The organism is Saccharopolyspora sp. NPDC003752 (assembly GCF_053605825.1).
Window position 1 is genome coordinate 1 of record NZ_JBSGJZ010000071.1, and the last position, 26,330, is coordinate 26,330.

At 71.7% G+C, this 26,330-nt stretch carries 23 protein-coding genes; 14 read left to right on the plus strand and 9 right to left on the minus strand.

Annotated features, from left to right (window positions below):
* Nucleotides 1–107 precede the first annotated feature (107 nt).
* Entirely contained in the window at nucleotides 108–1,286 is a 1,179-nt protein-coding gene (locus ACWEV3_RS42450; protein ID WP_452619338.1) for an acyl-CoA dehydrogenase family protein, read from the minus strand.
* 13 nt (nucleotides 1,287–1,299) lie between these two features.
* Nucleotides 1,300–2,499, minus strand: a complete 1,200-nt coding sequence (locus tag ACWEV3_RS42455; RefSeq protein ID WP_452619339.1) for an SfnB family sulfur acquisition oxidoreductase — start codon at nucleotides 2,497–2,499, stop codon at nucleotides 1,300–1,302.
* A gap of 259 nt (nucleotides 2,500–2,758) precedes the next feature.
* Here ACWEV3_RS42455 and ACWEV3_RS42460 point away from each other — a divergent pair, with 259 nt between their 5' ends.
* From ACWEV3_RS42460 to ACWEV3_RS42470, 3 genes are all read left to right on the plus strand, one after another.
* Complete coding sequence (locus ACWEV3_RS42460) at nucleotides 2,759–3,604, plus strand: metallophosphoesterase family protein (protein WP_452619340.1); 846 nt, start codon at nucleotides 2,759–2,761, stop codon at nucleotides 3,602–3,604.
* Entirely contained in the window at nucleotides 3,601–4,239 is a 639-nt protein-coding gene (locus tag ACWEV3_RS42465) for a 4'-phosphopantetheinyl transferase family protein (RefSeq protein ID WP_452619341.1), read from the plus strand. Before ACWEV3_RS42460 ends, ACWEV3_RS42465 begins: the two co-directional genes overlap by 4 nt.
* 70 nt (nucleotides 4,240–4,309) lie before the next feature.
* Nucleotides 4,310–5,605 (plus strand): flavin monoamine oxidase family protein, encoded by a 1,296-nt coding sequence (locus tag ACWEV3_RS42470; RefSeq protein WP_452619342.1) that lies wholly within the window; start codon nucleotides 4,310–4,312, stop codon nucleotides 5,603–5,605.
* Nucleotides 5,606–5,613: 8 nt separating this feature from the next.
* Here ACWEV3_RS42470 and ACWEV3_RS42475 read toward each other — a convergent pair whose 3' ends face one another.
* Nucleotides 5,614–5,808, minus strand: coding sequence for a hypothetical protein (locus tag ACWEV3_RS42475; RefSeq protein WP_452619343.1), 195 nt, complete (start codon nucleotides 5,806–5,808; stop codon nucleotides 5,614–5,616).
* Nucleotides 5,809–6,048: 240 nt separating this feature from the next.
* On the opposite strand from ACWEV3_RS42475, the gene ACWEV3_RS42480 reads away from it, so the two are divergent.
* Genes ACWEV3_RS42480 through ACWEV3_RS42490 form a run of 3 tightly spaced genes read left to right on the plus strand, consistent with a single transcriptional unit; the run spans nucleotide 6,049 to nucleotide 9,580 of the window.
* The gene (locus tag ACWEV3_RS42480) at nucleotides 6,049–6,918 is read left to right on the plus strand and encodes a HalD/BesD family halogenase (protein ID WP_452619344.1); all 870 of its coding nucleotides are present in this window, start codon (nucleotides 6,049–6,051) and stop codon (nucleotides 6,916–6,918) included.
* Between the two features lie 35 nt (nucleotides 6,919–6,953).
* Nucleotides 6,954–7,784: a class I SAM-dependent methyltransferase gene (locus ACWEV3_RS42485; protein WP_452619345.1), complete on the plus strand. Its 831-nt coding sequence runs from the start codon at nucleotides 6,954–6,956 to the stop codon at nucleotides 7,782–7,784.
* Nucleotides 7,781–9,580, plus strand: coding sequence for a choline/carnitine O-acyltransferase (locus ACWEV3_RS42490; protein WP_452619346.1), 1,800 nt, complete (start codon nucleotides 7,781–7,783; stop codon nucleotides 9,578–9,580). The genes ACWEV3_RS42485 and ACWEV3_RS42490 overlap by 4 nt, the downstream gene beginning before the upstream one ends.
* Here ACWEV3_RS42490 and ACWEV3_RS42495 read toward each other — a convergent pair.
* Together ACWEV3_RS42495 and ACWEV3_RS42500 are read right to left on the minus strand one after the other, a co-directional pair.
* Entirely contained in the window at nucleotides 9,577–10,884 is a 1,308-nt protein-coding gene (locus tag ACWEV3_RS42495; RefSeq protein WP_452619347.1) for an SLC13 family permease, read from the minus strand. The genes ACWEV3_RS42490 and ACWEV3_RS42495 overlap by 4 nt on opposite strands.
* 129 nt (nucleotides 10,885–11,013) lie before the next feature.
* Nucleotides 11,014–11,778, minus strand: coding sequence for an IclR family transcriptional regulator (locus ACWEV3_RS42500; protein WP_452619348.1), 765 nt, complete (start codon nucleotides 11,776–11,778; stop codon nucleotides 11,014–11,016).
* Nucleotides 11,779–11,886: 108 nt separating this feature from the next.
* Here ACWEV3_RS42500 and ACWEV3_RS42505 point away from each other — a divergent pair, with 108 nt between their 5' ends.
* From ACWEV3_RS42505 to ACWEV3_RS42515, 3 genes are all read left to right on the plus strand, one after another.
* The gene (locus tag ACWEV3_RS42505) at nucleotides 11,887–13,104 is read left to right on the plus strand and encodes a CaiB/BaiF CoA transferase family protein (protein ID WP_452619349.1); all 1,218 of its coding nucleotides are present in this window, start codon (nucleotides 11,887–11,889) and stop codon (nucleotides 13,102–13,104) included.
* Nucleotides 13,101–13,871: an enoyl-CoA hydratase/isomerase family protein gene (locus ACWEV3_RS42510; protein WP_452619350.1), complete on the plus strand. Its 771-nt coding sequence runs from the start codon at nucleotides 13,101–13,103 to the stop codon at nucleotides 13,869–13,871. The genes ACWEV3_RS42505 and ACWEV3_RS42510 overlap by 4 nt, the downstream gene beginning before the upstream one ends.
* A 100-nt stretch (nucleotides 13,872–13,971) precedes the next feature.
* Nucleotides 13,972–15,246: an aminotransferase class I/II-fold pyridoxal phosphate-dependent enzyme gene (locus ACWEV3_RS42515; RefSeq protein ID WP_452619351.1), complete on the plus strand. Its 1,275-nt coding sequence runs from the start codon at nucleotides 13,972–13,974 to the stop codon at nucleotides 15,244–15,246.
* Here ACWEV3_RS42515 and ACWEV3_RS42520 read toward each other — a convergent pair.
* Nucleotides 15,243–16,757, minus strand: a complete 1,515-nt coding sequence (locus tag ACWEV3_RS42520; protein WP_452619352.1) for an FAD-dependent monooxygenase — start codon at nucleotides 16,755–16,757, stop codon at nucleotides 15,243–15,245. The two genes, ACWEV3_RS42515 and ACWEV3_RS42520, sit on opposite strands and share 4 nt — an antisense overlap.
* A gap of 70 nt (nucleotides 16,758–16,827) precedes the next feature.
* On the opposite strand from ACWEV3_RS42520, the gene ACWEV3_RS42525 reads away from it, so the two are divergent.
* Nucleotides 16,828–17,544 carry a TetR/AcrR family transcriptional regulator gene (locus tag ACWEV3_RS42525; RefSeq protein WP_452619353.1) on the plus strand — a complete coding sequence of 239 codons (717 nt, stop codon included), beginning with the start codon at nucleotides 16,828–16,830 and terminating at the stop codon, nucleotides 17,542–17,544.
* Between the two features lie 40 nt (nucleotides 17,545–17,584).
* Here ACWEV3_RS42525 and ACWEV3_RS42530 read toward each other — a convergent pair whose 3' ends face one another.
* The gene (locus ACWEV3_RS42530; protein WP_358565083.1) at nucleotides 17,585–18,283 is read right to left on the minus strand and encodes a class I SAM-dependent methyltransferase; all 699 of its coding nucleotides are present in this window, start codon (nucleotides 18,281–18,283) and stop codon (nucleotides 17,585–17,587) included.
* An 80-nt stretch (nucleotides 18,284–18,363) separates the two neighbouring features.
* On the minus strand, nucleotides 18,364–21,546 hold the full coding sequence (locus ACWEV3_RS42535) for a cytochrome P450 (protein ID WP_452619354.1): 3,183 nt from the start codon (nucleotides 21,544–21,546) through the stop codon (nucleotides 18,364–18,366).
* Between the two features lie 143 nt (nucleotides 21,547–21,689).
* Between ACWEV3_RS42535 and ACWEV3_RS42540 the strand changes: the two genes are divergently transcribed.
* Together ACWEV3_RS42540 and ACWEV3_RS42545 are read left to right on the plus strand one after the other, a co-directional pair.
* Entirely contained in the window at nucleotides 21,690–22,352 is a 663-nt protein-coding gene (locus tag ACWEV3_RS42540) for a helix-turn-helix transcriptional regulator (RefSeq protein ID WP_452619355.1), read from the plus strand.
* 155 nt (nucleotides 22,353–22,507) lie between these two features.
* Nucleotides 22,508–23,653 (plus strand): alkaline phosphatase PhoX, encoded by a 1,146-nt coding sequence (locus tag ACWEV3_RS42545; RefSeq protein WP_452619356.1) that lies wholly within the window; start codon nucleotides 22,508–22,510, stop codon nucleotides 23,651–23,653.
* A 70-nt stretch (nucleotides 23,654–23,723) separates the two neighbouring features.
* On the opposite strand, the gene ACWEV3_RS42550 is transcribed toward ACWEV3_RS42545, so the two are convergent.
* The gene (locus ACWEV3_RS42550) at nucleotides 23,724–24,161 is read right to left on the minus strand and encodes a MarR family winged helix-turn-helix transcriptional regulator (protein WP_452619357.1); all 438 of its coding nucleotides are present in this window, start codon (nucleotides 24,159–24,161) and stop codon (nucleotides 23,724–23,726) included.
* Nucleotides 24,162–24,245: 84 nt separating this feature from the next.
* On the opposite strand from ACWEV3_RS42550, the gene ACWEV3_RS42555 reads away from it, so the two are divergent.
* Nucleotides 24,246–26,027, plus strand: a complete 1,782-nt coding sequence (locus tag ACWEV3_RS42555) for an ABC transporter ATP-binding protein (RefSeq protein WP_452619358.1) — start codon at nucleotides 24,246–24,248, stop codon at nucleotides 26,025–26,027.
* Entirely contained in the window at nucleotides 26,024–26,161 is a 138-nt protein-coding gene (locus ACWEV3_RS42560) for a sialidase family protein (RefSeq protein ID WP_452619359.1), read from the plus strand. Before ACWEV3_RS42555 ends, ACWEV3_RS42560 begins: the two co-directional genes overlap by 4 nt.
* The last annotated feature ends 169 nt before the right edge of the window (nucleotides 26,162–26,330 follow it).

Here is a 26,330-nt window from a genome sequence, read left to right on the forward strand (position 1 = left end):
GCTGCGCGGCGCATCCCGGTTGACCAGCCGGCTGACGTCGAAACCGTCCCGCAGCATCTGCTCCAGGTGGACCGACCGGAACCGGCTTTCGCGCTCACGACCACCGGTCACGCCGGGCCGGGCGATCCGGTCGTCCAGGCGAACACCGGGAGGCTGTCGTTGATGGCGTGGTCGCCCACCGCGCGGGCCTTGTAGACCAGCGGGTTGTGCACGGTGAGCGTCCGCGCGTTGCGCCAGTGGCGGTCGAGCAGCTTCTCCTGGCTCACCACCGACGATCCGCCCACGTCGAAGACCTCGGTCACCGCGCGCAGCACCAGATCCGCGATGACGACCTGGGCCTTGGAGACGTCGACCTCCGCAGCGACGACCTCCGCCCGCGAGCCCTGCAGCGCGCGGCGCACCGAGCCGACCGCGGCCTCCAACGTCGCCTGCGCGGCGAACGCGGCGCTGTGGATCTTCCCGACGACCTGCTGGACCAGCGGATCGTCCTTGGGCAGCGGCGCGCTCGCGTGGCTGTAGGAACGACGGCGGTCGCGCACGAACTCGGCCGCGTCGCGAGCGGCGCTCCGCGCGACTCCCACCAGCGCGGCGAGCAGCACCAGTTGCGCCAGCGCGGTGTGCACGCCTGGATCGCGGTCCCAGACCGTCACGTGCGCCGGGTCGACCTCGACATCGGTGAACTCCACCGTGCCCGACGCCGTGGTCCGCTGCCCGAAGCCGTCCCAGTCGTCGCGCTGGACCAGGCCCGCCGCCCCGGCTGGCACCCGCGCCACGACGAGCTCGCCCGGCGCCCGCTCGGCGCGGACGGTGATCCAGTCCGCCAGCAGGCTCCCGGTGGAGTAGAACTTGGTGCCGTTGAGCAGCAGGCGGCCATCCCGCTCGGACAGCGTCGTGTTCGACCGCCCCACTTGGTGCGACTCCCGTTCGCTGATCGCGTTGCCGAACAGGACTCCCCCGGCCACCGCTCGCAGCCACTCGTCCCGCACCGCCGCGGGCGGCTGCCGCAGTTGCTCCTCGACGAACAGGAAGTGCGGTCGCAGCAGCTGCGGCAGGTTGGAATCCGCCTCGCCCAGCTCGACGAGCAGCCGGAACAGGTCGTCCAGGCCCGCCCCGGATCCGCCGGACTCCACCGGGACGCGCACGGCGCCGAACCCGGCCTCCCGCAGCCAACCGACCTCCTCGAACGGCAGCCGGCGCCGCCGTTCGCGCTCCGCCGCGCCCGCCGCGATCCGGTCGAAGACCGGCCGGAACCGCGCCGCCAGCGCCTCGTAGTCGTTCACCGTCACCCTCTCGTTCCCGTCAGACGATTCCGTTGCGCGGCGGGCGGATCCCGTTCAGCGCGTGGTTCCCGAGGTGCTGGACCTTCCAGCGCCGCGGGTCGTGCAGCGTGTGGGTGCGGGCGTTGCGCCAGTGCCGGTCCAGGTTGCGACCGGTGCGCGCCGCCCGGGCGCCGATCAGCGAGAAGATCTCGCTGGACACCGACACGGCCGCCTCGTCCGCCTGCGCGCGCACGGCGGCCACCGCCACCGAAGCCTCGGCGGCCAGCTCGTCGGCGTCCGCCGTGCCCGCGTCCAGCGCATGCCGCGCGGCGTCGAGCGCGTCGCCGGCTTCGCCCAGCAACGCGCCGGCCGCCCGGACCCGCAGCGCGAGCTCGCCGAAGCGCTGCACCACCAGCGGTTCCTCCGCGGTGCGCTCGACATCCGCCTCCCACCACGGGCGGCTCAGCTCGCGCACCGCGGCCCCGCCGTCGCGCAGGGCCGCATCGGCGATGCCGACGTCGATCGCGGCGTGCAGGTACTGGCCGAACGCCCCGAAGATCTCGGCCTTCTCGAAGGTCCGGTGGTGCGGCACGACCCGGTCCGCCGGCACCAGGACGTCCTCCAGCAGCACCGTTCCGCTGGCCGTCGTGCGCTGCCCGATGCCGTCCCAGTCGTCCACCACCGTCAGCCCCTCGGCGCCGGCCGGCACGAACGCGGCGTTGATCCGCCCGTCCTCGTCGACGGCGAAAACCGGGATCCAGTGCGCGAACAACGCGCCGGTGGTGTAGTTCTTGGTGCCGCTGATGCGGAAATCGCCGGTCGGCTGCTTGATCAGCTTGGTCTCGAAGGCGTGCGCGTCCTTGGCGCCGGCCTCGGCGAGCGCGTTGCCGAACCGCTTGCCCGCCAGCACTTCCCGGTAGAAAAAGTCCAGCTGCTCCGGCGTCCCGTTGTGCGCGAGCACCCCGAGGAAGAAGAAGTGGTTCTGCGGGATCTGGCCGATGCTGGAATCTCCCGCCGCCAGCAGCCGGAACACCGCGCCCAGCGTCCGGTTCGAGACCTCCGCGCCGCCGTGCGCCTTCGGCACCGTGATCCCCAGCAGGCCGCTCTCGGACAGCTCGTCGAGCTCGTCGGCGGGCAGGATCCGCTGCGCGTCGCGCCGCGAAGCGCCGGCGGCGAACCGCTCGCCCAGCAGGGCGGCGACGGCCAGCGCTTCGGCGTCGCCGGAGATGATGTCGACCATGGAAACCTCGATTCACGGGAAGGGAGAACCGCCGGCCAGGGCCCGTGACCCGGGCCGCCGGTGCGACCGCCGGCACGGCCCTCGATGGCCGGTGCGGGTCGCTCTGGCGCGGACACTACCGGGCGATGCGGATCGTTCAACCGCGTTTCAAATCCTGGTCGGTCCGAACGAAACCGGCGCGAAACAATAGCGAGATCGGTCCATTGTGGTCGTCCGAATGCGCCTAGCGGCCCGGCCGCGGATCGGTAGGATCCGGATCATGCACAGCACTGGTCGGCTGCTCGCCGTGAGCGACTTGCACGTGGCCTTCCCGGACAACCGGGCGATCGTGGCGGAACTCCGGCCGGAATCCCCGGACGACTGGCTGATCGTGGCCGGTGACGTCGGCGAGTTCGCCGCCGACATCGAGTGGGCGCTGCGGCTGCTCGGCGAACGCTTCGCCACCGTGATCTGGGTGCCGGGCAACCACGACCTGTGGACCCACCCGAAGGATCCGCTGCAGCTGCGCGGCGAGCAGCGGTACCGGCACCTCGTCGAGCTGTGCCGCGGCCTGGGCGTCCTGACCCCGGAGGACCCGTACCCGGTGTGGACCGGTGACGGCGGCCCGGTGCGGATCGTGCCGATGTTCCTGCTCTACGACTACTCGTTCCGGCCATCTGGGGCGAAGAACAAGGCCGAGGGGCTCGAACAGGCCCGCGCCAAGGGCGTCGTGTGCAGCGACGAGTACCTGCTGCACCCGGACCCGCACCCGAGCCTGGACGCCTGGTGCCGGGCGAGGGTCGCGGAGACCGAGCGCCGGCTGGCCGAGCTGGACGACGGGCTGCCCACCGTCCTGGTCAACCACTACCCGCTGGTGCGGGAGCCGACGGACGTGCTGCACTACCCCGAGTTCGCGCAGTGGTGCGGCACCGAGCTCACCGCGGACTGGCACCGCCGCCACCGCGCCTCGTGCGTCGTCTACGGGCACCTGCACATCCCGCGGATCACCCGGCACGACGACGTGCCGTTCCACGAGGTCTCCATCGGCTACCCCCGGGAATGGCGCCGCCACGGCCACCCGCACGGCCTGCTCCGCCAGGTGCTCCCGGCGGGGGTCCGGTCTTGATCGGCGAGATCCTCCCGGGCGCGGCCCGGTTTGCCGAGGCCTTCGACGATCGCGTCGAGGTCGAGCTGTTCCCCGAGGAAGAGGCCGTCATCAGCCGCGCGGTCGCCAAGCGCCGCACCGAGTTCGCCACGGTCCGGCACTGCGCGCGCGAGGCGCTCGCCGCGCTGGGGCATCCGCCGGGACCGATCATCCCGGGTGAGCGCGGCGCGCCGGGCTGGCCCGCCGGCGTGGTCGGCAGCATGACCCACTGCGCCGGATACCGGGCGGCCGTGGTCGCGAGCGCCGCGGACCTCGCCTCGGTCGGCGTCGACGCGGAGCCCGACGCGCCGCTGCCGGACGGCGTCCTCGAAGCCATCGCCCGCCCGGAGGAGCTGGACCACCTGCGGGGCTTGCCGCCGGGGCCGAACTGGGACAGATTGCTGTTCAGCGCCAAGGAATCCGTCTACAAGACGTGGTTCCCGCTGACCCGGGCCTGGCTGGACTTCGCGGAGGCGTCCATCGAGCTGCGCCCGGCCGACGGCACCTTCCACGCCCGGCTGCTCGCCGAGAGCCCGGGCCCGCCGCTGCGGGAGTTCCACGGGCGCTGGCTGGCCGCCGGCGGCCTGGTCGTCACCGCGATCGCCCACGCCGGGTGAGCGGCGGGAACCGGTAATCAACTCGTTCGGTGGATCGAGGCGCCACGTCGCCGGAACCAGAATGCGCAGCATGGAGTCCTACGACGTGGTCATCGTCGGTGCCGGGTTCGCCGGTCTGACCGCCGCTCGCGAGCTGTCGCGGCGCGGCCGCTCGGTGGCGGTGCTCGAAGCGCGCGATCGCATCGGCGGTCGCACCTGGACCGATGAGCGGCTCGGCCGCCGCCTGGAGATGGGTGGCACCTGGGTGCACTGGCTGCAGCCGCACACGTGGAGCGAGATCACCCGCTACGGCCAGGCCGTCGAGCAGAGCCCGAGCTCGGAGGAGGTGTACTGGATCGCCGGCGGCGCGGTGCACCGGGGCAGCCCCGCGGAGTTCGACGCGCTGATCGAGCGCGGCATGGACCGGCTCGCCGCGGACAGCCGCACCTGGTTCCCGCTCCCCTACGAGCCGCTGCTGCGCGAGGACCTGGACCGCATCGACCACCGGTCGGTCGCCGACTACTTCGGCGGGCTCGACCTCCCGTCCGCCGAGCGCGAGGTGAACACCGGCGTCTGGGCGGAGCACTTCAACGGCCCCGCCGCGGTTTCCGGGCTCAGCCAGGCCATGCGGTGGTGCGCGGCGGCGTCGGGCGACTGGCGGCTGCTGCACGAGGCGACCTCGGGGTACCGGCTCGTCGAGGGCACCGCCTCGCTGGCGGCGGCGATGACGGCGGACAGCGAGGCCGACGTCCGGCTCGGCACTGTCGTCACCGCCATCGCCCAGGACGACGGCGGCGCGACGATCACCACGGCCGACGGCACCCGCCTCGCGGCCCGGCAGGTGATCTGCACGCTGCCGCTGAACGTGCTGGCCACCATCGACTTCCAGCCCGCGCTCCCGGCGGCCAAGCTGGCGGCGAGCGCCGAGCGCACCGCGTCGCAGGGGCTGAAGACGTGGATCCGGGTGCGCGGCGAGGTCGCGCCGTTCACCGGCTACGCGCCGGACGACCACGACCTCACCTTCGTCCGCCCCGAGTACGCGGTCGACGGCGACACCGTCCTCGTCGCCTTCGGCACCCGCGCCCACGACCTCGATCCCACCGACAAGGCGGGCGTCGCCCGCGCGCTCGCCGCGTGGCGGCCGGACCTGGAGGTCGTCGACGTCGCCGGGCACAACTGGATGACCGACGAGTTCTCCCGGGAAACCTGGCCCATGCAGCGGCCGGGCCAGCTCACGAAGTACCTGGCCGCCCTGCAACGGCCGCACGGCGCGGTCCACTTCGCGGGCTCCGACCTCGCCACCGGCTGGGCGGGCTTCATCGACGGCGCGGTGGAATCCGGCCTCCGGGCCGCCCGGGAGGTCGCCACCGCGCTGCGCGGTTCCTGAGCCACCGGTCAGCTCCGCGGCAGCGGGATGTGCGCGCACTGGCGGCCCTGCGGGCCGTTCTCGACGAAGTCGGCGGCGAAGCGCATGCCCTCCTGGTACGCCTCGACCCGCGCGCGGCCGATCTCGGCCTCGATCTGCTCGGGATGCAGTTCGTCGGCCAGTGAACGCACCTCGGCGAGCCGCCGGCTGGTCTCGTCGTCCATACCAGTACCGCCCTTCCTCGTCGGGTCCTCCTGATCCTCTCGGCTTCCGGCGAGTTCTGCACGATCGAGTGGCGGTCGGCGCCCGGATCGGCCGCGCACTATGGCCACCGTCACTGTCCCGGCGGCGAACTCGGCAGTAACCGCGATGATCATCCGTCGTTGATCACGTAGTGCAGGCGCGATCAACGTCGATCGCCCCGAATCCGGCGTTGGCGAGCTTTGCACGTGGAGGGGAACTTCATGAGCGCAGCGGAAGTCGAGCTTGTGGAGCAGGTGGTGGACACGGCGCGCTACCCGCTGTCGGACCCGGCGAGCGCCGCCTGGCGGGAAGCCGTCCACCGGGCCCGGTACGACCTGCGGGAAGACGGCTGCAGCGTGCTGCCCGATTTCATCCGCCCGTCGCGGCAGGAGGAGCTGCGGCGGGAAGGCGCGAAGATCGCGCCGCTGGCGCACTACGACGTCGAGGTCGTCAACGCCTACAACATCGACACGAACACCGAGTTGCCGGCGGACCACCCGGCCCGCACCACGATGACGCGCGGCAACGCGTTCGTGGCCCGCGACCAGATCCCACCGCACTCGATCATCCAACGGCTCTACACGAGCTCGCTGTTCAAGCGCTTCATCGCCGAGTGCGTCGAGCTGCCCGCCGTCCACGAGCTGGCCGATCCGCTGGCCGGGCTCTGCCTCAACGTGGTGCGGCCCGGCATGGACCACCCGTGGCACTTCGACACCAACGAGTTCGCGGTCAGCCTGCTCACGCAGGAGCCGGAGGCCGGCGGGATCTTCGAGTACTGCGCGAACATCCGGTCCGCCCGCTCGGAGAACTTCGCCGACGTCCGGTCGGTGCTGGCCGGGGACGGCGAGCGGCTGATCCGGCGGCTGGCGCTGCGCCCCGGCGATCTCCAGCTGTTCAAGGGCCGCTTCTCGCTGCACCGCGTGACCACCGTGCAGGGCCGCGAGCAGCGCCATTCCGCCATCTTCGCCTACAGCGAGCGGCCCGGCGTGATCGGCAGCGTCGCCCGGACCAAGCAGATCTTCGGCCGGGTCCTGCCGGAGCACCTGGCCGCCGAGGGCCGCGCGGTGCGGGGCGATCGGCTGCTGGACTGACGAGTCGACCGGTCGAACCAGGAGGAGCACCGTCCGTGCAGTTCGATGCCACCGGCAAGGTTTCGCTCGAGCAGATCTACACCCGACCCGATCCGCGCGCCTACTTCACGACCCTGCGCGAACTCGACTACTGCATCCCGCAGCTGGCCAAGCCCTACTTCCTGAAGCTGATCCAGGAGTACCGCGAGGCGACCGGCGTCGAGGCGCCGACCGTCCTGGACCTCGGCTGCTCCTACGGCGTCAACGCCGCTCTGCTGCGGTGCGGCGCGACCATCGACGAGCTCTACGAGCACTACGGCGACGCCGATGCCCGCGAAGCCGACCGGGACCGGCTGCTGGCCCGCGACCGGGCCTGGGTGCGCTCGCGCGGTCAGCTCGCCCGCACCCGGTTCGTCGGCCTGGACAGCTCGGAACCGGCGCTTTCCTACGCGCTCGCGGCCGGGTTCATCGACCACGCGGTGCACGCCGACCTGGAGAACCACGACCCCACCGCCGCCCAACGCGAGCTGCTGGCCGAGGTGGACCTGGTCATCTCGACGGGGTGCATCGGATACGTCGGCGAACGCACCCTCGGCCGGATCGCCGAGGCGGGGAGGCGGCCGTGGATGGCGCATTTCGTGCTGCGCATGTTCCCCTTCGACCCGGTCGCGCGCCGACTGGCAGACTCGGGTTACGAAACCGTGCCGATGCCCGGCGTTTTCAAGCAGCGCCGGTTCATCTCCGAGCAGGAGCAGTCGTTGGTCCTGGAAACGCTCTCGACCGCCGGGGTCGAGCCGCGGGGCATGGAGGCCGACGGCTGGTTCTACGCCGAGCTCCACCTCTCCCAACCGCGAGAACACCGAGCGATCCAGCGAAGTCGAGGATGACATTGAACAGCAGTGAGACGTGGTCGACCAGCACCTTCGGCAACGAGGACCGGCTGCCCCGGGTGCCGCTGCCGACCCTGGCGGAAAGCTGCGAGCGGTTCGTCGAGTGGTGCGCGCCGCTGCTCGGCGCGGACGAGCTGGCGGCCACCGAGGCGGCGGTGCGGGCGTTCCAGAGCCCCGGCAGCCCGGCCCACGCCCTGCAGGCGGCGCTCGAACGCTACAACGCCGAGGACGGCGTGCGCAGCTGGCTCGACACCTTCTGGCCGTACCGGTACCTGGGCCGCCGCGACCGGATCGCGCTGAACGCCAACTTCTTCTTCCTGTTCCGGGAATCGGCGCAGGAGCAGGTCGAGCGGGCGGCCGGCCTCATCGCCGCGGCGGTCGACTACAAGCAGCTGCTCGACGCGGAGGCGATCCCGCCGGTCGTCCAACGTGGACAGCCGCATTCGATGGAGCAGCAGAAGTTCCTGTTCTCCACCACCCGGATCCCTGGCGCGGTGCAGGACTCGGTGCGCGCGCCGTACTCCGCGGAATGGCCCGGGCCCTCCGATGCCCGCCACATCGCGGTGTTCTACCGCGGCAACCTGTTTCGCATGCAGGTGCTGAGCCCGGAGGGCCGGCCGCACACGCCGGAGGATCTCGCGGCGGGTCTGCAGGCGATCATGAAGGCCGGCGCGACGCGAGCCGCGACGGACACCTCCGTCGGGCACCTCACCACCAAGGCGCGAGCGGAGTGGGCTACCAGCCGGGAAGCGCTGCGGGCCGCCGATCCGGGCAACGCCGCGGCGCTGGATGAGATCGAGACCGCGCTGTTCTGCCTGTGCCTCGAGGACTTCACGCCCGAGAACGCGCTGGACGCCTGCGACCACCTGCTGCACGGCGACAGCGGCAGCCGGTGGTTCGACAAGGCCGTGTCGCTGATCGTCTTCGCCGACGGCACCGCAGGCATCAACGTGGAGCACTGCGGCCTGGACGGCACCACGATCCTCAACTTCGTCGACACGTTGCTCCAGCACGAACCGGAAGCGGGTCGGGCGGCGCAGGGCCTTCCCGCCGTGGATCCGATCGAGTTCGTGCTCGACGCCGACCTGCGCGCCGATGTCCGCTCCGCGGCCGGCGCGTTCGCGGAGTACGCGGACAACACCGCGACCACCACGCTGTCGTTCGAGGACTTCGGGGCGAACCGGGCCAAGCAGCTGGGCATGTCGCCCGACGCGTTCGTGCAGATGGCGTACCAGCTGGCCCACAAGCGTTCCAAGGGCCTGACCGGCGCCACCTACGAATCCATCGCCACCCGCCAGTTCCAGAACGGGCGCACCGAGGCCATGCGCGTCGTCACGCCCGAGGTCCTGCGGTTCGTCGCGGCGATGGACGATCCCGGTGCTGACGCGGAGACGCGGCGCGAGGCGTTCCGCGCCGCCGCGGAGAAGCACGTGGCGCGGGCGAAGGAGTGCCAGGCGGGGCAGGCGCCCGAGCAGCACCTGTGGGAGCTGCAGCTCATCCAGCGGCGGCGGGGCGCGGAGCTGGGCGCCACCGAGCCGCTGGACCTGTACGAGACGCCGGGCTGGCTGAAGATGCGCGACGACTACCTGAGCACGAGCTCGGCGCCGTCGACGAACATCCAGTACTTCGGTTTCGGTTCGACCAGCAGCCAGTGCATCGGCGTCGCGTACGTGCTGCTCCCGGATCGCTTCAACCTCTACCTGAGCACGCCCGAGCCGGTGGCGGACGAGATGTACTCCTTCGCCGAGCACCTGACCCGCGCGGTCCGCGAGCTCCAGGAACTCCTCGCCTAGGCGAGCATTCCGGGCAGGACCAGGAAGGCGCAGGTGACGACCGGACCGATCAGGACCATCGAGAATCCCCAGCGGAAGAAGAACTTCCGCATGGCCGCGCGGATCCGCTCCGGGCCCGAGGCCACCACGGTGGCGCCGATGGTGGACATCGGATTGATGTCCACCAGGGACGACGACAGCGCCAGCGCGCAGATCACCCCGGCCGCCGGCACCCCGCCGGCGGCCACCAGCGGCAGCGCGAGCGGGATGATGATCGCCAGCAGCGCGGTCGTGGAGCCGAACGCCGAGATCAGCCCGCCGCACAGGCAGAGGATGAACGCCGCCAGCAGCGGGCTGGGGATCGCCGCGCCGACCTCGGCGACGAGCTGGACGGCGCCCATGCCGTCCAGCACGCCGACGTAGGTGGCGATGCCGCCGACGAGCAGGATCGTGGACCAGTCGATCTCCTTGACCGCCTGCGCCGTCTCCTTGGTGAAGCACAGCGACAGGACGACGCCCAGACCCAGCGCGACCGCGCCGACGTTCACCTCGACGCCGGCGGCCGTCAGCACGACCACAAGCACGACCAGCAGCGCCAGCATCACGATCGTCAGGCGCTGGAACACCGACAGCCGGGTCGTCGTGCCGGTCCTGGTCAGCAGCGCCGTTTCCCCCGCACCGCCACCGGAACCCGGCGCGGCGTCGGGCTGCTCATCGGGCGCCGCCTCGGCCACGAGCGCGCGCCGGAACAGGACGGATCCCGCGGCGAAGAGCACCACGTTGATCCCGATCGCCGCGCCGAACAGCAGCAGCGGATTCACCTCGATCCCGCTGCGCCCGGCGATGCTCGTCGTGATGAGGCCGAACAGGCTGATCGGCGCGAACGACCCGGCCGAGCCGCCGGTGGCCATCGCCAGGCCCATCACCACGGGACTCAGCCCGTTGCGGCCGGCGAAGGACAGCCCGATCGGGATGAGCACGACCGCCGCCAGCGGCGACCCGAAGCTGGCGACCGCGAGGGAGAGCGCGAAGAACAGCGCGGGCAGCAGCGCGACCCGGTTGCCGGTCGCGCGGACCAGCCTGTCGATCATCCAGTCGAGGGCGCCGTTGCTGCGCGCGATGCCGAACAGGTAGGTGACGCCGAGCAGCAGGAGCATGATGTCGACGGGAAATCCGCTGAGCACGTCGTCCAGCGACGCGCCGCCCAGGGTCGTGCCGACGCCGAGCGCCGCGGCCAGGGCGAGGACTCCCATGTGGACCGGTCGCACGGTCGCGACCAGGAACGCCACCGCCAACACGAGCAAAGCCAGCACCTGCGACGCCATTTCGCTCCCCGTCGAGCCCGGACCGCATCGTGGTCCACCTGACTGCATTGTGGTCCACGGCACCGTAGGGTCGTGCTCCCGGACACGTCAAGGTGCGAGGCCGGAATTCGTTGGCGCGGCGGCGATCCGCTACGGCAGCGGGGCGACCGACGACGAGAGCCCTTGGGAGATGCGGAAAGCCGTGTCGCGGACCTGCCGGCCGACGGTCGCGTAGCGGTTGCGCGTGAGCCGCACCTTGGGCGCGGACACCGACAGCGAGCCGACCGCACCCGCGCCGGGCGGGCAGATGGCGGCGCCGATGGCCACGATGCCGGGCTGGTGCTCCTCCTCGTTCACGGCGTAGCCCTGCCCGCGGATGGTCGCCAGCTGGGCCAGCAGCGCATCGGGGTCGACGATCGTGCGATCGGTGACCCTGGACAGGTACTTCGCCAGGTAGTCGGCGACGTCGTCGTCGGGCATCGCGGCCAGCACGGCCTTGCCGTTGGACGTGGCGTGCAATGGCGAGCGGAGGCCCAGCGAGTAGAACGTGCGCAGCTGGTGGGCGCTGTCGAGGCGCTCGATGAGCACCACCTCGTTGCCGTCCGGCACCATCAGGTGCACCGTTTCGCCGGTGGCCGCCTGGAGCTCGCTGAGCAGCGGCAACGCCACCGACCGCAGATCCCTGTCGTTGGCGGCCTGGCTGCCCACCGAGAACGCCCGGCCCGTGATCGTCCAGCGGCGCAGCTCGTGCCCGGCGGGTTTGATCCACCCGGCCTCGTGCAACGTGGTCAGGCAGCGCTGGACGGTGGTCTTCGGCAACCCCAACCGCTGGGTCAGATCGCTGAGCCCGGCGGGCTGGTCCTCGGCCACCGCTTCCAGGACGCGGAGGGCGTTCTTGACGCTCTGCATGGACATGATCCACCTCTTGACGCGATGTGCGGCGCATCGTAGCGTCCAGATCCGTTCGGTCCACTTTGCGGATCGATGGACCACATTGTGGACCACGGAACGGGAGGTCGCCCCATGACGCACGCGCCGCTGACCGGGATCCGGGTGATCGACCTGACGCGCGTGCTCGCCGGTCCGATGTGCACCGCCCTGCTGGCCGACCTCGGCGCCGAGGTGATCAAGGTGGAGCCGGTGCCGCACGGCGACGGCGCCCGCGCGTTCGGCCCGTTCGACGGGGACCGGAGCCAGTACTTCGCCGCGGTCAACCGGAACAAGCGCTCCCTCGCGCTGGACCTGCGCAGCCCGGAGGGCCAGGACGTCCTGGCCCGGCTGGTCGCCGATGCGGACGTGCTGGTGGAGAACTTCCGGCCGGGCGTGCTCGCGAAGCTCGGCCTGGATCCCGCGCGGCTGCGCGCGGAGCACCCGCGACTGGTGATCGCCAGCATCAGCGGCTACGGACCGACCGGACCGGAACGGGAAACTCCCGGGCTCGACCAGATCGCGCAGGGCATGTCGGGCCTGATGTCGGTCACCGGCGCCGGCGCGGAGACCCCGATGCGCGTCGGGGTGCCGATCATCGACACGATCACCGGGATCGTGGCGGCCCTCTCGGTCGCGGCAGCGGTCGCCGGGCGGGAACGCACCGGGGACGGCGCCCACGTGCAGACCTCGCTGCTGGAATCGGCGCTGGCGGCGCTGACCTTCCACGCGCAGGGTTACCTCAGCACCGGCGAGGTCCCGCAACCGCAGGGCAACGACCACCCGGTGATCAGCCCGTACGGGATGTTCGCCACCGCCGACTCCCCCATCAACATCGCCGCCGGTTCGCCACGCCAGTGGGAGGCGCTCTGCGCCGCGCTCGGCGACCTATCCCTGACCCAGCGCCCGGAGTACGCCGATGGCGCGAGCCGCGTCGAGCATCGCGCCGCGCTGCGGGCCGACCTCGAACGACTGCTCCGCGCCGAGGGTTCGGCGCACTGGGTGGCGGCGCTGCGCGAAGCCGGTATCCCCTGCGGACCCGTGCACCGGATGGATCAGGTTTTCGCCGACCCGCAGGTGCAGGCACTCGGTATGGTGCAGCAGGTCATGTCGGCGGGCGGAGCCTCGATGCCGTTGCTGCGCGCGCCGATCTGGATCGACGACCAGCCCGCCGCGGTGCACTCGCCACCACCGGAGTTCGGCGAGCACTCCGCGGCGGTCCTGGCCCAGCTGTTCAACGAAGACGAGATCGAGGATCTGGACCGCCGCGGCATCACCCACCTGCCGACGACCACGGGAGCGACCAAGCGATGAACGACCTCACGCCGGGCCGGCTTGACCTGCACATCGCCGAGCACATCGCCTGGATCACCATCGACAACCCGGGCAGGCGCAACGCCATGAGCGCGAGCATGTGGCGGCAGGTCCCCGACCTGCTGACCAAGGTCGCCGACGATCCCGCCGTCCGGGTCGTCGTGCTCACCGGCGCGGGCGACGCGTTCTGCGCCGGCGCGAACATCAATGAACTGGACGAGATCGAGGGTGGCCGAGAGGAGAGCGTGACGGTGACGGCCGAGCGGGCGCTGCTCACCTGCCCGTTACCGACGATCGCACTGATCAACGGGCTCTGCATCGGCGGCGGCTGCCAGCTCGCCGCCGCCTGCGACATCCGCATCGCCGACACCGGCGCCACCTTCGGCATCACCCCGGCCAAGCTCGGCATCGTCTACCCCGCCTCCAGCATCGCCCGGCTCACCGAGCTCGTCGGGCCGGCGAACGCGAAACTGCTGCTGTTCTCCGCGGACTTCTTCGACGCCGCACGCGCGCTCCAGATGCGGCTGGTCGACGAGATCACCGACGACGCCCGCGGCCGCGCGATCGCCCTGGCGACGACCATCGCCCGGCGCTCCCAATTGACGGTCCGGGCATCCAAGCAGCTCATCGACATGGCCAGCCGAGGCGAGTCGCTCGACGAACGCCGCCAGCACTGGCAGGACCTGTCCACTGAAAGCGGCGAGAGCGCCGAAGGGATCAGCGCCTTCCTCCAGCGCCGCCCGCCGGAGTTCCCGTACCACGGCTGACCACAGTGGACACCAGCCGTTCCCGGACGGCGCGGGCGGGGTCGCCGATGCGGCGACCTGTAGGCTTCCCGCAGGTCGCCGCACGCGAAGGGAACGCACGATGCCCGTTGGTACGAACGCCGAGACAACCTCCACACTGGTCGAAACCGCCCGCCGCGATTACCGCGAGCTGGTGGACGCCGGCCTGTCGTTCGACCTGACCCGCGGCAAGCCCTCGCCCGAACAGCTCGACCTGGCGGCCGGCCTGCAGGAGCTGCCCGGCGCCGGCCGGCACACCGCCGCGGACGGCACCGACTGCCGGAACTACGGTGGCCTGCAGGGCCTGCCGGAGATGCGGGCGCTGTTCGCGGACTTCCTCCAGGTGCCGGTGGAGCAGCTGCTGGCCGCGGGCAATTCCAGCCTGGAGCTGATGCACGACTGCCTGGTGCACGCGCTGCTGAGCGTCCTGCCGGGCGTCGAGTCGCGCTGGGCCGACCAGGAGCGCATCGCCTTCCTGTGCCCGGTTCCCGGCTACGACCGGCATTTCTCCCTCTGCGCGCGCTTCGGCATCGAGATGATCCCGGTCGCGATGACCGCCGACGGGCCCGACATGTCCGAAGTGGAGCGGCTGGTCGCCGAGGACCCGGCGATCAAGGGCATCTGGTGCGTGCCGAAGTACAGCAACCCGGACGGCACCTGCTACTCGGACGAGACGGTGCGGCGGCTGGCCGGGATGCGCACCGCCGCCCCGGACTTCCGGATCTTCTGGGACAACGCCTACGCGGTGCACCACCTCACCGACGAGCGGGTGGAGATCGCCGACCTGCTGGCGTCCTGCGCCGAGGCCGGGAACCCGGACCGGGCCTTCGTCTTCGGCTCGACCTCCAAGATCACCTGGGCCGGGGCCGGTGTCGCGTTCTTCGGCTCCTCGCCGGCCAACCGCGACTGGCTGCTGGCCAACAACTCGAAGCGCTCGATCGGCCCGGACAAGGTCAACCAGCTCCGGCACGTGCTGTTCCTCGAGGATGCCGACGGGGTGCGCGCCCACATGGACCGCCACCGCGCGCTGCTGCAGCCCAAGTTCGAGGCGGTGCTGCGAATCTTCGACGAGGAGCTCGGCGGCACGGGCCTGGCCGAGTGGACGTCCCCGAAGGGCGGGTACTTCATCACGCTGCGGGTGCCCGACGGCTGCGCCAAGGAGGTCGTGCGCCTGGCGGGCGAGGCCGGGATCGCGCTGACCCCGGCCGGTGCCACCCACCCGCACGGCGTCGACCCGGACGACGCGGTCATCCGGATCGCCCCCAGCTACCCCGGGCGGCAGGAGCTGGAGCAGGCGATCCGCGGCCTCACCACCTGCGTCCGCCTCGCCGGGTACGAGCAGCGCCTGGCCGGCTAACGACCGGTGACCGCGGCGAACGCCTTCCGCAGCGTCGCGGGATCCGCGCTTCCTGGTGCGCGCCAGGCGATGAAACCGTCTGGCCGCACCAGCAAGGCGCCATCGTGGTCGACGTTCACCGAGGACGCCCAGTCCTCGTCGAGCCGAACGGCCTTCAGCCCGACCTCGCGCGCCGCCTCCACCCAGTGGCCGCCGCCGGGGCCGGTCAGCACCGCGAAGCGGGACTCGATCAGGTCCAAGGTGGACACGCTCGTCCCGTCCACCCAGCGGTGCGGCAGCCGCGAGCCGGGCGCGCCGTCGAGGCTCGCGGCGACGTCCTCTGTGGACGGCACGTCGACCACCGGGTCGATCACCGCCGAGGAGTCGTACCGGTAGGCCATTGTCACCACCGGTGAGTTCCACATCCCGACCGCGGCGCGCTCCGCGACGGCCGCCGGATCCCAGTGCAGGCGCGGCTGTTCCCAGCGCAGCAGCGCCTGCCGGGTCACCAGCTCGGCGACTGCGTGGCGTTCCTCGTGGTAGCTGTCCAGCAACCGGTCACCCGCCTGCCCGGCCAGCACCATGCCCAGCTTCCACGCGAGGTTGTGCGCGTCGGCCAGCCCGGTGTTCAGCCCCATGGCGCCGAGCGGCGAGATCGCCCGCGCCGCGTCGCCGACCAGGAAAGCGCGGCCGGACCGGAATTCATCGGCCATCCGCACCGTCGCCCGCCACGGCAACGCGTTGACGATCTCCACCGGCACGTCCGCGCCGAGCGCGGTGCGCACCGCCGCGGCGCACCGTTGCGCGGAGAGGTCGCCGACCGAGTCCAGGCCGACGTGCAGCACCCAGCGCTTCTCGCCGACGGACAGCAGCATTCCCGGGGCGTCCGGATGGCCGATCTGGACCATGACCGGCATCGAACCGAAGTGGCCCACCAGGTCGGCGTTGAACAGGATGTTCACGGTGGTGTCACCGATTTCGCCCGGGCCCGTGGCGGTGATCCCCAGCGCGTCGCGCACCGAGCTGTGCACGCCGTCCGCACCCACCAGGTAGTCGGCCTGGATCACGCGCCCATCCGAAAGCGTCGCCGACACCCCGTCGGCATCCTGCTCGACTCCGGTCACAGCCACGCCGAATTCGACGGTCGCCCCGAGTTCCCGGGCCGCCGGGAGGAGCGCGCCGTCGATCCGGTCCTGCGGGTAGTGCCCGCTCGGCATTTCCGGCGAGATATCGGAGGCCAACGGCGACTGCGAGGGGTGCGGCGCCTGGCTGCGGTCGATCTCGGCGGCCGTGCGCGCGTCAGCCTTCCACATCTGCGTCGACCGGACGGCGACCTCGTCGATCGCTTCGCGCAGCCCGGCCTCCCGGAAGAACTCCAGCGTGCGCGGGCTGATCCCGAGCGCGCGAGGATGGTTTGACGGCGCGGCGCGGCGCTCGACGACCAGCGACGGAACGCCGTGGTGGCCGAGGAACACCGCAGTGGCCAGACCGACGGTGCCGCCGCCGGCGATGAGGACCGGAACCCTGGACATGAGAGCCTCCTCGATTTGGGAACACTGTGCCCATTTGGGGAACACCGTACCCCATGCGTACACTGTGCCCATGTCTGCTCGATCACAGCCCGCGGCCCTGGTCTGGATGCGCGACCGGGAGCGCGGCAGCCGTCCGGCGCTCAGCGAGGAGAAGATCGTCCGCACGGCGATCCGGCTCGCCGACGCCGAAGGCATCGACGCGCTGTCCATGCGGCGGATCGCGGCCGAGATGGGCTCCGGCACCACCTCGCTGTACCGCCACATCACCAACAAGGACGAGCTGATCGAGCTGATGATCGACGCGGTGCACGGCGAGATGCCGCTGCCGGAAGGGCACGGCGATGACTGGCTCGCCGAGCTGGCCGCCTGCGCCCGGACCTGCCGCGCCGGGCTGCTGGAGCACCCTTGGCTGGCGCAACTGGCTGCCCGGCGCCCTGCGCTCGGTCCTAACGTGATCAGGCTGGGTGATCACACGCTCGGCGTGGTGGGCCGGGCGACCGACGACGCGACGCAGGCGCGCATGGTCGTCGACGCCGTCAACACCTTCGTGCTCGGCTCGGTGGCCGCGGAGCTGGCCGAGCTGGAGGCGCGGCGCACAACGGGCATGACCGTCGACGAATGGCGGAACGCGGTCGGCGCCTACGTGCGGCAGGTGGTCGAGTCCGGCGAGTTCCCCCACTTCAACCGCGGAATCCTGGAGTCCGGCGACCCCGATCCCGACGCCCGCTTCGAGTTCGGCCTCGGCTGCCTGCTCGCCGGCATCGCCGCCGCGCTCGGCCGCTCGTGAACAGCGGAAGTCCCGCCCCGGCGGGGCGGGACTTCCCGGATCAGCCGAGGTCGGCTACCTCCCACAGGCCCAGCGCCTTGTCGGCGTACCGCCCGTCGCCTTCGACGCAGCCCTCGACGATGAGTTCCAGCGGCGCCGGGAAGCCGAACGGCGCCAGCTGCAGGTTCAGCGGGCGCCAGTCCCCGGTCTCCACGTCGACGTTCACCGCCAGCTCCGGGAACGTCGTGGTCAGCAGGTACCGCGCCCCGCTGCGCCGGATGTTGCGCAACGCGGCCCGGATCTGGTCGAAGGTGAGGTGCACCAGGCAGTCCCGGCACAGCACGAGATCCGCCGCGGGCAGCGGATCCGCGGTGAGGTCGAGGATCTCGAACCGGCGTTGCGCACTGCCGTAGCGATCCCGGTTGTGCGCAACGAGCTCCGGCACGATGTCGGCGCCGACGTAGGTTTCGACGCCCAGGTCGGTGGTGCTGAGCCAACCGAAGTCCCCGCAGGGGACGTCCGCGACGGTGCGCACGCCACGCCTGCGCAGCAGAGCGGGAATCTCGGTCCTGATGTGCTCGGTCGCGGTGCTCTCCGAACCGTGCCCGGAGACCGACTCCTCGCTCCCCCACAGGTTGTGCTGGTAGATGTAGCGGAACACCGCGTCGGTCTCCTGCCGGCGGAGGTTCTCGCGGTGCTTCCGGTAGTTGACGTTCGACAGCAGCTCCGGACGCCCCCAGCCCATCCCGGATTCGCTCATCCTCGTCGTCCCTTCCACAGCTCCACGGCCGCCGCCACCGACGGCCCAGCACCCGACCTTGGCACAGATCGCGGAGCGCGTCAGCCGCCGTACACGTCCTCCACGTAGCGCCCCTCGGCGATGAGGCCCTGCAACCAAGCATCGGCGGTTTCCGCGTCGCTGCCGGGAATTCGCTCGCGGTACACCGCGCGGAACGCGTCGCGCACCCCCGGCGCCATCCGGTTGCCGTCGCCGCAGACGTAGACCTTCGCCCCGTCCTGCAACAGGTTCCAGACCTCGTCGGCTTCCGCCGCGATGCGGTGCTGCACGAACCGGTGCCCGCCGACCGGCGCTTCGCTGAAGACCGGACGGACGGCGACCGCACCGGCCGACTCGGCCGCGGCGAGCTCAGCCGCGTGGAGGTAGTCGGCATCCGCCGCGTCGCAGCCGAAGTAGCACAGCGCGGGGGCGAGCCGGGCGCCGCCCTCGACGAGGCCGCGCCGGTCCGCGATCGCGCCCCGGAACGGCGCCAGGCCGGTGCCCGCGGCGACCATGACCACCGGGGCGTCCGTGCCGATGCGGAACGCTTCGCGGCACGGCTGGACGCGCGCCAGGACGGTGTCGCCCGGCTGCACCACGTTCAGGTATCCCGAGCCGGTGCCCCGGAACTCCCCTCGCCCGGAGCGCGCCGGCCCCTGCAGCAGGGAGACCATCAGGTCGGCGTGGCGCGGGTCGGCCGTCGGTGAGGAGGAGATCGAGTAGTGCCGTGGCCGCATCGGCGGCAGCAGGTCCAGGAGCACCGGCCAGGTGAGAACTTCCCGCAGCGCCGGGTGGTCCTCGATCACGTCCAGGAGCGTGCGCTGGTCGGCGGCGTCGTCGGCGAGCGCCCGGAGGGCGGCCTGCTCCGGCGGGCACGGGTTGAGGCCGGCGAGGACGGCGAGCTGTTCGGCGGTGGGGCGGTCCTGCAGCTCCACGTGCCGGGTCAGGAGATCGCGCACGGCGATCGGCCGGTCGATCGGGAGGGCGTCGCGGCCCGGGCGGCCCGCGATGATGTTGAGGACCGCGTCCGGATCGACGCCCAGCACCTCGGCGGCCCGGGCGACCAGCGCCGAGTCGTTGGCCGGGAGAACCGTCAGGTGGTCTGCGGTCCGGTACCCGCACCCCTCGGGCAGCGCCACCCGGACGAGGCGCTTGACCCGCGGGTACGCCGGATCGGTGAGGGTGGCGACCTCGGTCACCACCATCTCGGTCACGTCGTGCCGGGCGGCGAGCGCATCGAGCGGACCGCCGGTGATTTCCGAGACCGCGTAACCGGTTTCGCGCTCCGGTGCCGCCCCGGCCGTCGCGGGATCACCGTGCCTTTCCAGCAGCGCGCTTCGCAGCGATGCGGTGAACTCCCGCACCGCGCCGGTCAGATCGCCCGCGGCGTCCGCCGCCGCGCGCTCGACGATGCGGGTGCCGCCGAGCTCCGCGAGCCGGGCGTCGAGGCGGGTCGGAACGTGCTGGTAGGTGGCCGCCCAGTTGCGGTCGCCGACGCCCAGCACCGCGAAGGCCACGCCCTCCGCCGCGCCGGGTTCGGCCCCGTCCAGCCAGCGCGCGAACGCCACCGCGTCGTCGGTCGGGTGGCCGTTGTAGGAGGCGGCGACGATGACGACCGCCCGGTCGGTCGGCAGGCCGCCCGCGTAGGCGTCCAGCGGCGCGACTTCGACCTCGCAGCCGAGGTCGGCGCCGGCGTCGGCGAGCCGGCCGGCGAAGTCGCGGCAGGTGCCGTAGTTCGAGCCGTGCAGGAGGAGCAGCTCGGTGCCCGGCAGCACGCGGCTGGGCAGCCCGGCGTCGGCGACCGGTTCGCCGGCCGCTCCGGGAGTGCCGGTGGGCAGCGCCGCGCGATTCGCCGCGCGGTCCGCGGCGGTGCGCGGCAGGAGGGTCAGCGTCAGCCCTTCCGGTTTGAGCGTCAGTGTTTCCTTCACGTCGAGCCGGTAGTCGGCGTGATCGACCAGCCGGTACCGGTGCACCAGCATCGCGAGCAGCATGGTCGCCTCGTGCAGGGCGAACTGCCGGCCGATGCACGCGCGCTCGCCGGTGCCGAACGGCTTGAACGCGTGTGGCGACCGGGCCGCCTCGGCCTCGGGGGTGAACCTCGCCGGGTCGAAGAGCTCGGGGTTGTCACCCCACACCGGGTCGCGGTGCAGCACCGGCGTCAGCACCGCCACGGATTCCCCGGCGCGCAGCGGAATCCGCCCGCCCAGCAAGGTGTCCTCACGCGCCACCCGCCCGAAGGACGGGGCCGACGGCCACAGTCGCAGCGCCTCGTTGAGCACCTGTCGGGTGGCGGTCAGGCGGCCGACGTCCTCGAACGTCGGGTCCGGTTCGACATCGCCCCACAGCTCGTCCACCTCGCGCTGCACCACGTGCAGCGCCGTCGGGTGCTTGGCGAGGAAGTGCAGCGCGAACGACAGGGTGCCGGACGTCGTCTCGTGCCCGGCGATGAGGAAGGTGATGATCTGGTTGCGGATGTTGGCGAGGTCCAGCGTGGTGCCGTCGGCGGGGTGCGGCGCGCCGAGCATGAGCCCCAGGAGGTCATCGGCCGACGTTTCGCCCGCGGCCGTGCGGGCGCCGATGACGTCGTCGACCACGGAAGCCAGGTACGCCGCGTCGGCCCGGAACGCCGCGTCCCGCTCGGCGTGATCGGCGCCGGGAGGCATGGTCAGCCGCGACATGCTCCAGTCGAGGCAGCGCACCATGGAGCCGACGAACGGGTGCGGCTCGTCGCGGTCGAACGAGCCGAAGTCGAAACCGAAACCGGCCAGCCCGATGGTGTCCAGCGTCATCCGCGTCATGTCGTCGGGCACGTCCACCGGCACGCCGGCCGCGGCCCGGCGGTCCCAGGCCCCCAGGAGGCGGCGGGCCACCCGCAGCATCACCGGGTGGTAGGTGCGCATCGAGCCGAGGGCGAAGGCGGGCATCAGGATGTCGTGCGCCTTGCCCCAGTTGGGTTCCTCGTTGTAGGCGGTGAACAGGCCGTCCCCGGCGAACTCGCGGACGTTCTGCAGCGCGGGGCCGACCGCCTTGGCGAACCGCTGCTCGTCCGCCAGCTCGGTGACCAGGCCCAGGTCGCCGACCAGGAGGGTCTCGCGGTCGTGGAAGCGGCGCCGGAACACCGGGCCGTGCCGCCGGGCGAGCGCCATCGCCTGCTGGGTCGGCCGGTTCGTGAGGCCGGTGTCCGAAACGTCGATGACGGGAACGCCGTCGTCGACTCGCGGGTGGATCAGGGTGGCGTCGGTCATTCGGGGCGCGTCCTCTGCTCGGGAGTGGTTGCTGCCTCCACGTTCGCGGCAGCCGCGGGCGTCTCGGGGCATCGGCACTACACGAATGCGTAGTAGTCTCTGCGGCATCGGACTTGCATCCTGATCTTCGAGATGGCAGTGGCATGGGACAGGAGTGGCGGGGCGGACCGCCGGGGCGCGCGTACCGGGATGATGCGGTGGCGTGGCGCAACCGGGCGGTGATCCTGCTGGACCACCTGCCGATGCCGGTCGCGGTGTGCGACACCGGAGGCGCGGTCCTGCTGGCCAATCCCCTGATGGCCGCGGAGTGGGGCGCGCTGCCCAGCCAGTTGCGCGGCCGCAACGTCCTCGACTTCTTCCGCCCGCGCTCCAGCGATCAGCTGCACCCGGTCGTCGAGGCGCTGCGGCGGCGCCGCCGGTCCCGCTACCCGGTCGAGGTGCGCTGGTCCGCGCCGGGCGGGGCGGAGCGGCACGGCGAGATGACCGTCGACGTGGTCAGCGAGGCCCCGGGTGCCGAGACCGCGTTGCTGTTGCTGCTGAACGTCCTCGGCGACGTCACCGAACCGGCCGAGCAACCCGCCGCCACCCTGGTCAGCCCGGTGGAGGCGCGGATCCTCGCGCTCGCGGCAGGTGGCGTGACCACCGCGCAGATCGCCAAATCGGTCGGCCTGACCGCGGACGGGGTCAACTACCACCTGCAGCGCATGTCCCGCCGCTGGCGCGTGCCGAACCGGACCGCGCTGGTGGCCCGCGCCTACGTGCTGGGCGTGCTGAAACCCGCGGCCTGGCCGCCAGAACCCGCCTGACCATCCACTTCGGACACGAGCGGGCCGGTCCCGTTTCGTCGTGAAGTGTTCACCGGTTCTGCACTGATCCGATGCCGGGCCCGCGCCTACGGTCACGGTGCCCGCCGGCAGGTCCAGCAGCGCGGGCAACCACTTCTCATCGGAGGAGCACAGCCGTGGAACGTCGCACCTTTCTGCGTGCCGCCGTCGCCGGTGGCACCACCATCGCATTCGGGTTCAGCGTGACGCGCGAGGCGATCGCCTACCCGGCGCAGACCGGTCCCAGCCCCTACGGCCCCCTGCAGGCGGCGGATGCCAACGGCATCCAGCTGCCGGCGAACTTCACCAGCCGCGTGATCGCCCGCTCCACCCAGAAGGTCGCCGGAACCGGCCACACCTGGCACGACGCCCCGGACGGCGGCGCCTGCTTCGCAGACGGGACCGGATGGATCTACGTCTCGAACGCCGAACTCGGCTCCGGCGCGGGCGGGGTGAGCGCCGTGCGGTTCGACGGCAGCGCGAACATCACCGCCGCGTACCCCATCCTGGCCGGCACCAGGCAGAACTGCTCCGGCGGCGCCACCCCGTGGAACACGTGGTTGTCGTGCGAGGAAACCGACCTCGGGTACGTCTTCGAGACCGACCCGTGGGGCGCGAACGCCGCCGTCCGGCGGGACGCGATGGGGCGGTTCAAGCACGAGGCCGCGGCGGCCGACCCGGATCGCCGGGTCGTGTACCTGACCGAGGACGAACCCGACGGCAACTTCTACCGGTTCGTGCCCACCACCTGGGGCGACCTGTCCGCGGGCACCCTGCAGGTGCTGGTCGACGCCGGCGGCGCGCTGTCCTGGGTGGACGTTCCCGATCCGGACGGCAGCCCCACCCGGACCCGACGCCAGGTCGCCGGGGCCAAGGTGTTCAACGGCGGCGAAGGCGCCTACTACCGCAACGGCACGTGCTTCTTCACCACCAAGGGCGACAACCGCGTGTGGGCCTACGACGCGGTCAACAACGCCCTGGCCATCGCCTACGACGACAACCTGACCGGCAACCCGCCGCTGACCGGCGTCGACAACATCACCGGCGCCCCGGCCGGCGACCTCTACGTCGCCGAGGACGGCGGCAACATGGAGATCTGCATCATCACCCCCGACGACGTCGTTGCCCCGTTCCTCCGGGTCAACGGGCAGTCCGCCTCCGAGCTGTGCGGGGTCGCGTTCAACCCGGCGGGCAACCGCCTGTACTTCTCCTCGCAGCGCGGCGCTTCGGGTTCCAGCAGCGGCGGCATCACCTACGAGGTGACCGGCCCGTTCCGCGGCTGATCCGCCTCGACTACAGGCCCGCGGGTCCCGTCCGGACCTGCGGGCCTTCTTCCTCGCCGCCGGCCGCGAGCTATCGGCCCGTCGATGCCTGGTCGACCTTTTCCAGCAATTCCAACAGGGTTTGCCGCTGTCCGGCGGTGAGCGGGGCGAACAGCTCACCGGCCGCGCGGGCGCGGAGCTCGGCCAGCCGCTTGCACGTCTTGCGGCCTTCCGGGGTCAGCTCCAGCAGGGTGGAGCGGCGGTTGCCGGGATCGACCTCGCGCCGCAGCAGGCCCGCCTCTTCGAGGGCGTCGACGATCGGCGTCACCGCTCGCGGCACCACGTGCAGCCGCTCGGCCAGCTCCGCCATGCGAGGCGGCGCCTCGCACCTGCCCAGCACGAACAGCGCACGCGCTTGTGCGGGCGTCAGCCCGAGATCCCCGGCGCCGCGCCGCTGCAGGACGTGCGCGGACTTGGCGAGCCGCAGGAACAGCGCGCCGAGACGTTCTTCCTCACCACCGGCATCCACGCGGCCAGCTTAACAGAGTGACAGTAATAGTGAACCATGGTAAATATGAAGGTGTCTCTGAATTCGATCGCACTGGAGCCGCCTATGTCATCGCCCGAGGAATCCACTCCCCCGCCCGCCCGCCTCCGCCGCATCGGCCGTCTCTTCCGCCCCCACCGAGGCACGCTGCTGGTCGTCGCGCTGCTGGTAGTCGTGTCGTCCCTGGTCTCCGTCGCGTCGCCGTTCCTGCTGCGCGAGGTCCTCGACGTCGCCATCCCGCAGCAACGGCTCGGCCTGCTGACCGCACTCGTGCTCGGCATGATCGGCGTGGCCGTCGCGACCAGCGTGTTCAACGTCGCCCAGACATATCTGTCCACCAAGGTCGGGCAGAGCGTGATGCACGGACTGCGCTCGGCGGTGTACGCCCGGCTGCAGCGCATGTCGCTGGCGTTCTTCACCCGCACCCGGACCGGCGAGATCCAGTCCCGCATCGCCAACGACATCGGCGGCATGCAGGCCACCGTCACGTCCACCGCCACCTCGCTGATCTCCAACCTCACCACCGTGGTCGCCACCGTCGTCGCGATGCTCGCGCTGGACTGGCGGCTGACGATCGCGTCGGTGGCCCTGCTGCCGGTGTTCGTGTGGGTCAGCCGCCGGATCGGCCGGGAGCGCAAGAAGATCACCGCGAAGCGGCAGCGCCAGCTGGCATCCATGTCCGCCGGCGTGCAGGAATCCCTTTCCGTCAGCGGGATCCTGCTGGGTCGCACGATGGGCCGGGCGAGGTCGCTCACCGACTCCTTCGCCGCCGAGTCGGCCGCGTTGGCCCGGCTAGAGGTCAGTTCCAGCATGGCCGGCCGGTGGCGGATGTCGAGCATCCAGATCGTGATGACCGCGCTGCCCGCGCTGATCTACTGGGCGGCCGGCGTCACCAGCACCTTCGGCGTCCCGCTGATCACCCTGGGCACCCTGGTCGCCTTCGTCACCCTGCAGCAGGCCCTGTTCCGGCCGACGCTGTCGCTGCTGTCCACCGGTGTGGACGTGCAGAGCTCGCTGGCGCTGTTCGGCCGCATCTTCGAATACCTCGACCTGTCGATCGACATCGACGAACCGGAACGACCGGTGCGGCCGGCGCGGATCGAGGGCGAGGTGCGGTTCGCGGACGTGTCGTTCGCCTACTCGCCCGAGGCCGCCGACGGAACCCTCACCGGGATCGACGTGACCGTGCCCGCCGGCACCAGCCTCGCCGTGGTCGGCGAAACCGGGTCCGGCAAGACGACGCTCAGCTACCTGGTGCCGCGCCTCTACGACGTCACCGGCGGGCAGGTGCGCATCGACGGCGTCGACGTGCGCGAGCTCGGCTTCGACACGCTCGCCGATGCGGTCGGCGTGGTCTCCCAGGAGCCGTACCTGCTGCACGCCTCGGTGGCCGAGAACCTGCGCTTCGCCAAGCCCGACGCCACCGACGACGAGCTGGTCGCCGCGGCGAAGGCGGCGCAGATCCACGACCACGTGGCGGCACTGCCGGACGGCTACGACACATTGGTCGGCGAGCGCGGATACCGGTTCTCCGGCGGGGAGAAGCAGCGGCTCGCGATCGCCCGCACGATCCTGCGCGACCCGCCGATCCTGATCCTCGACGAGGCCACCAGCGCATTGGACACCCAGACCGAGCGCGCGGTGCAGCAGGCTCTCGACGCGCTGTCCTCCGGCCGGACCACGATCACGATCGCGCACCGGTTGTCGACCGTGCGCGACGCGGACCAGATCGTGGTGCTCGACGGCGGGCGGATCGCGGAGCGCGGCACGCATGACGATCTGCTGGCCGTCGGCGGCCGGTACGCGGCCCTGGTCCGGCGCGACGACCAGCTCCCCTCCGCCGCGTGAGCACCTACTCGGACCTGGTCAACCTCGGCGGCGGCCAGGCGGGAGTCCTCTACGAGGCCGGCCCGCAGGAGTCGAACGACGCCCACGCCTCGATCCGCTACGCCCGGTTCGAGGAAGGCGACCTCGATCGCTGACGCGCGGCTTCCGCCGGTCTGCGTCAGGTGCGAAGGTGCGCATGGTCCGATCATGCCTGATCTGTGGGTCGTGAGCGCGAAAGCCGGTTCTTAAAACGGTTGGGGCCGAACACAACACACCCCCCCCGCAGGAGAGTGGGACCAGAAGGGGCCGGGGCCCCGGGGGGCG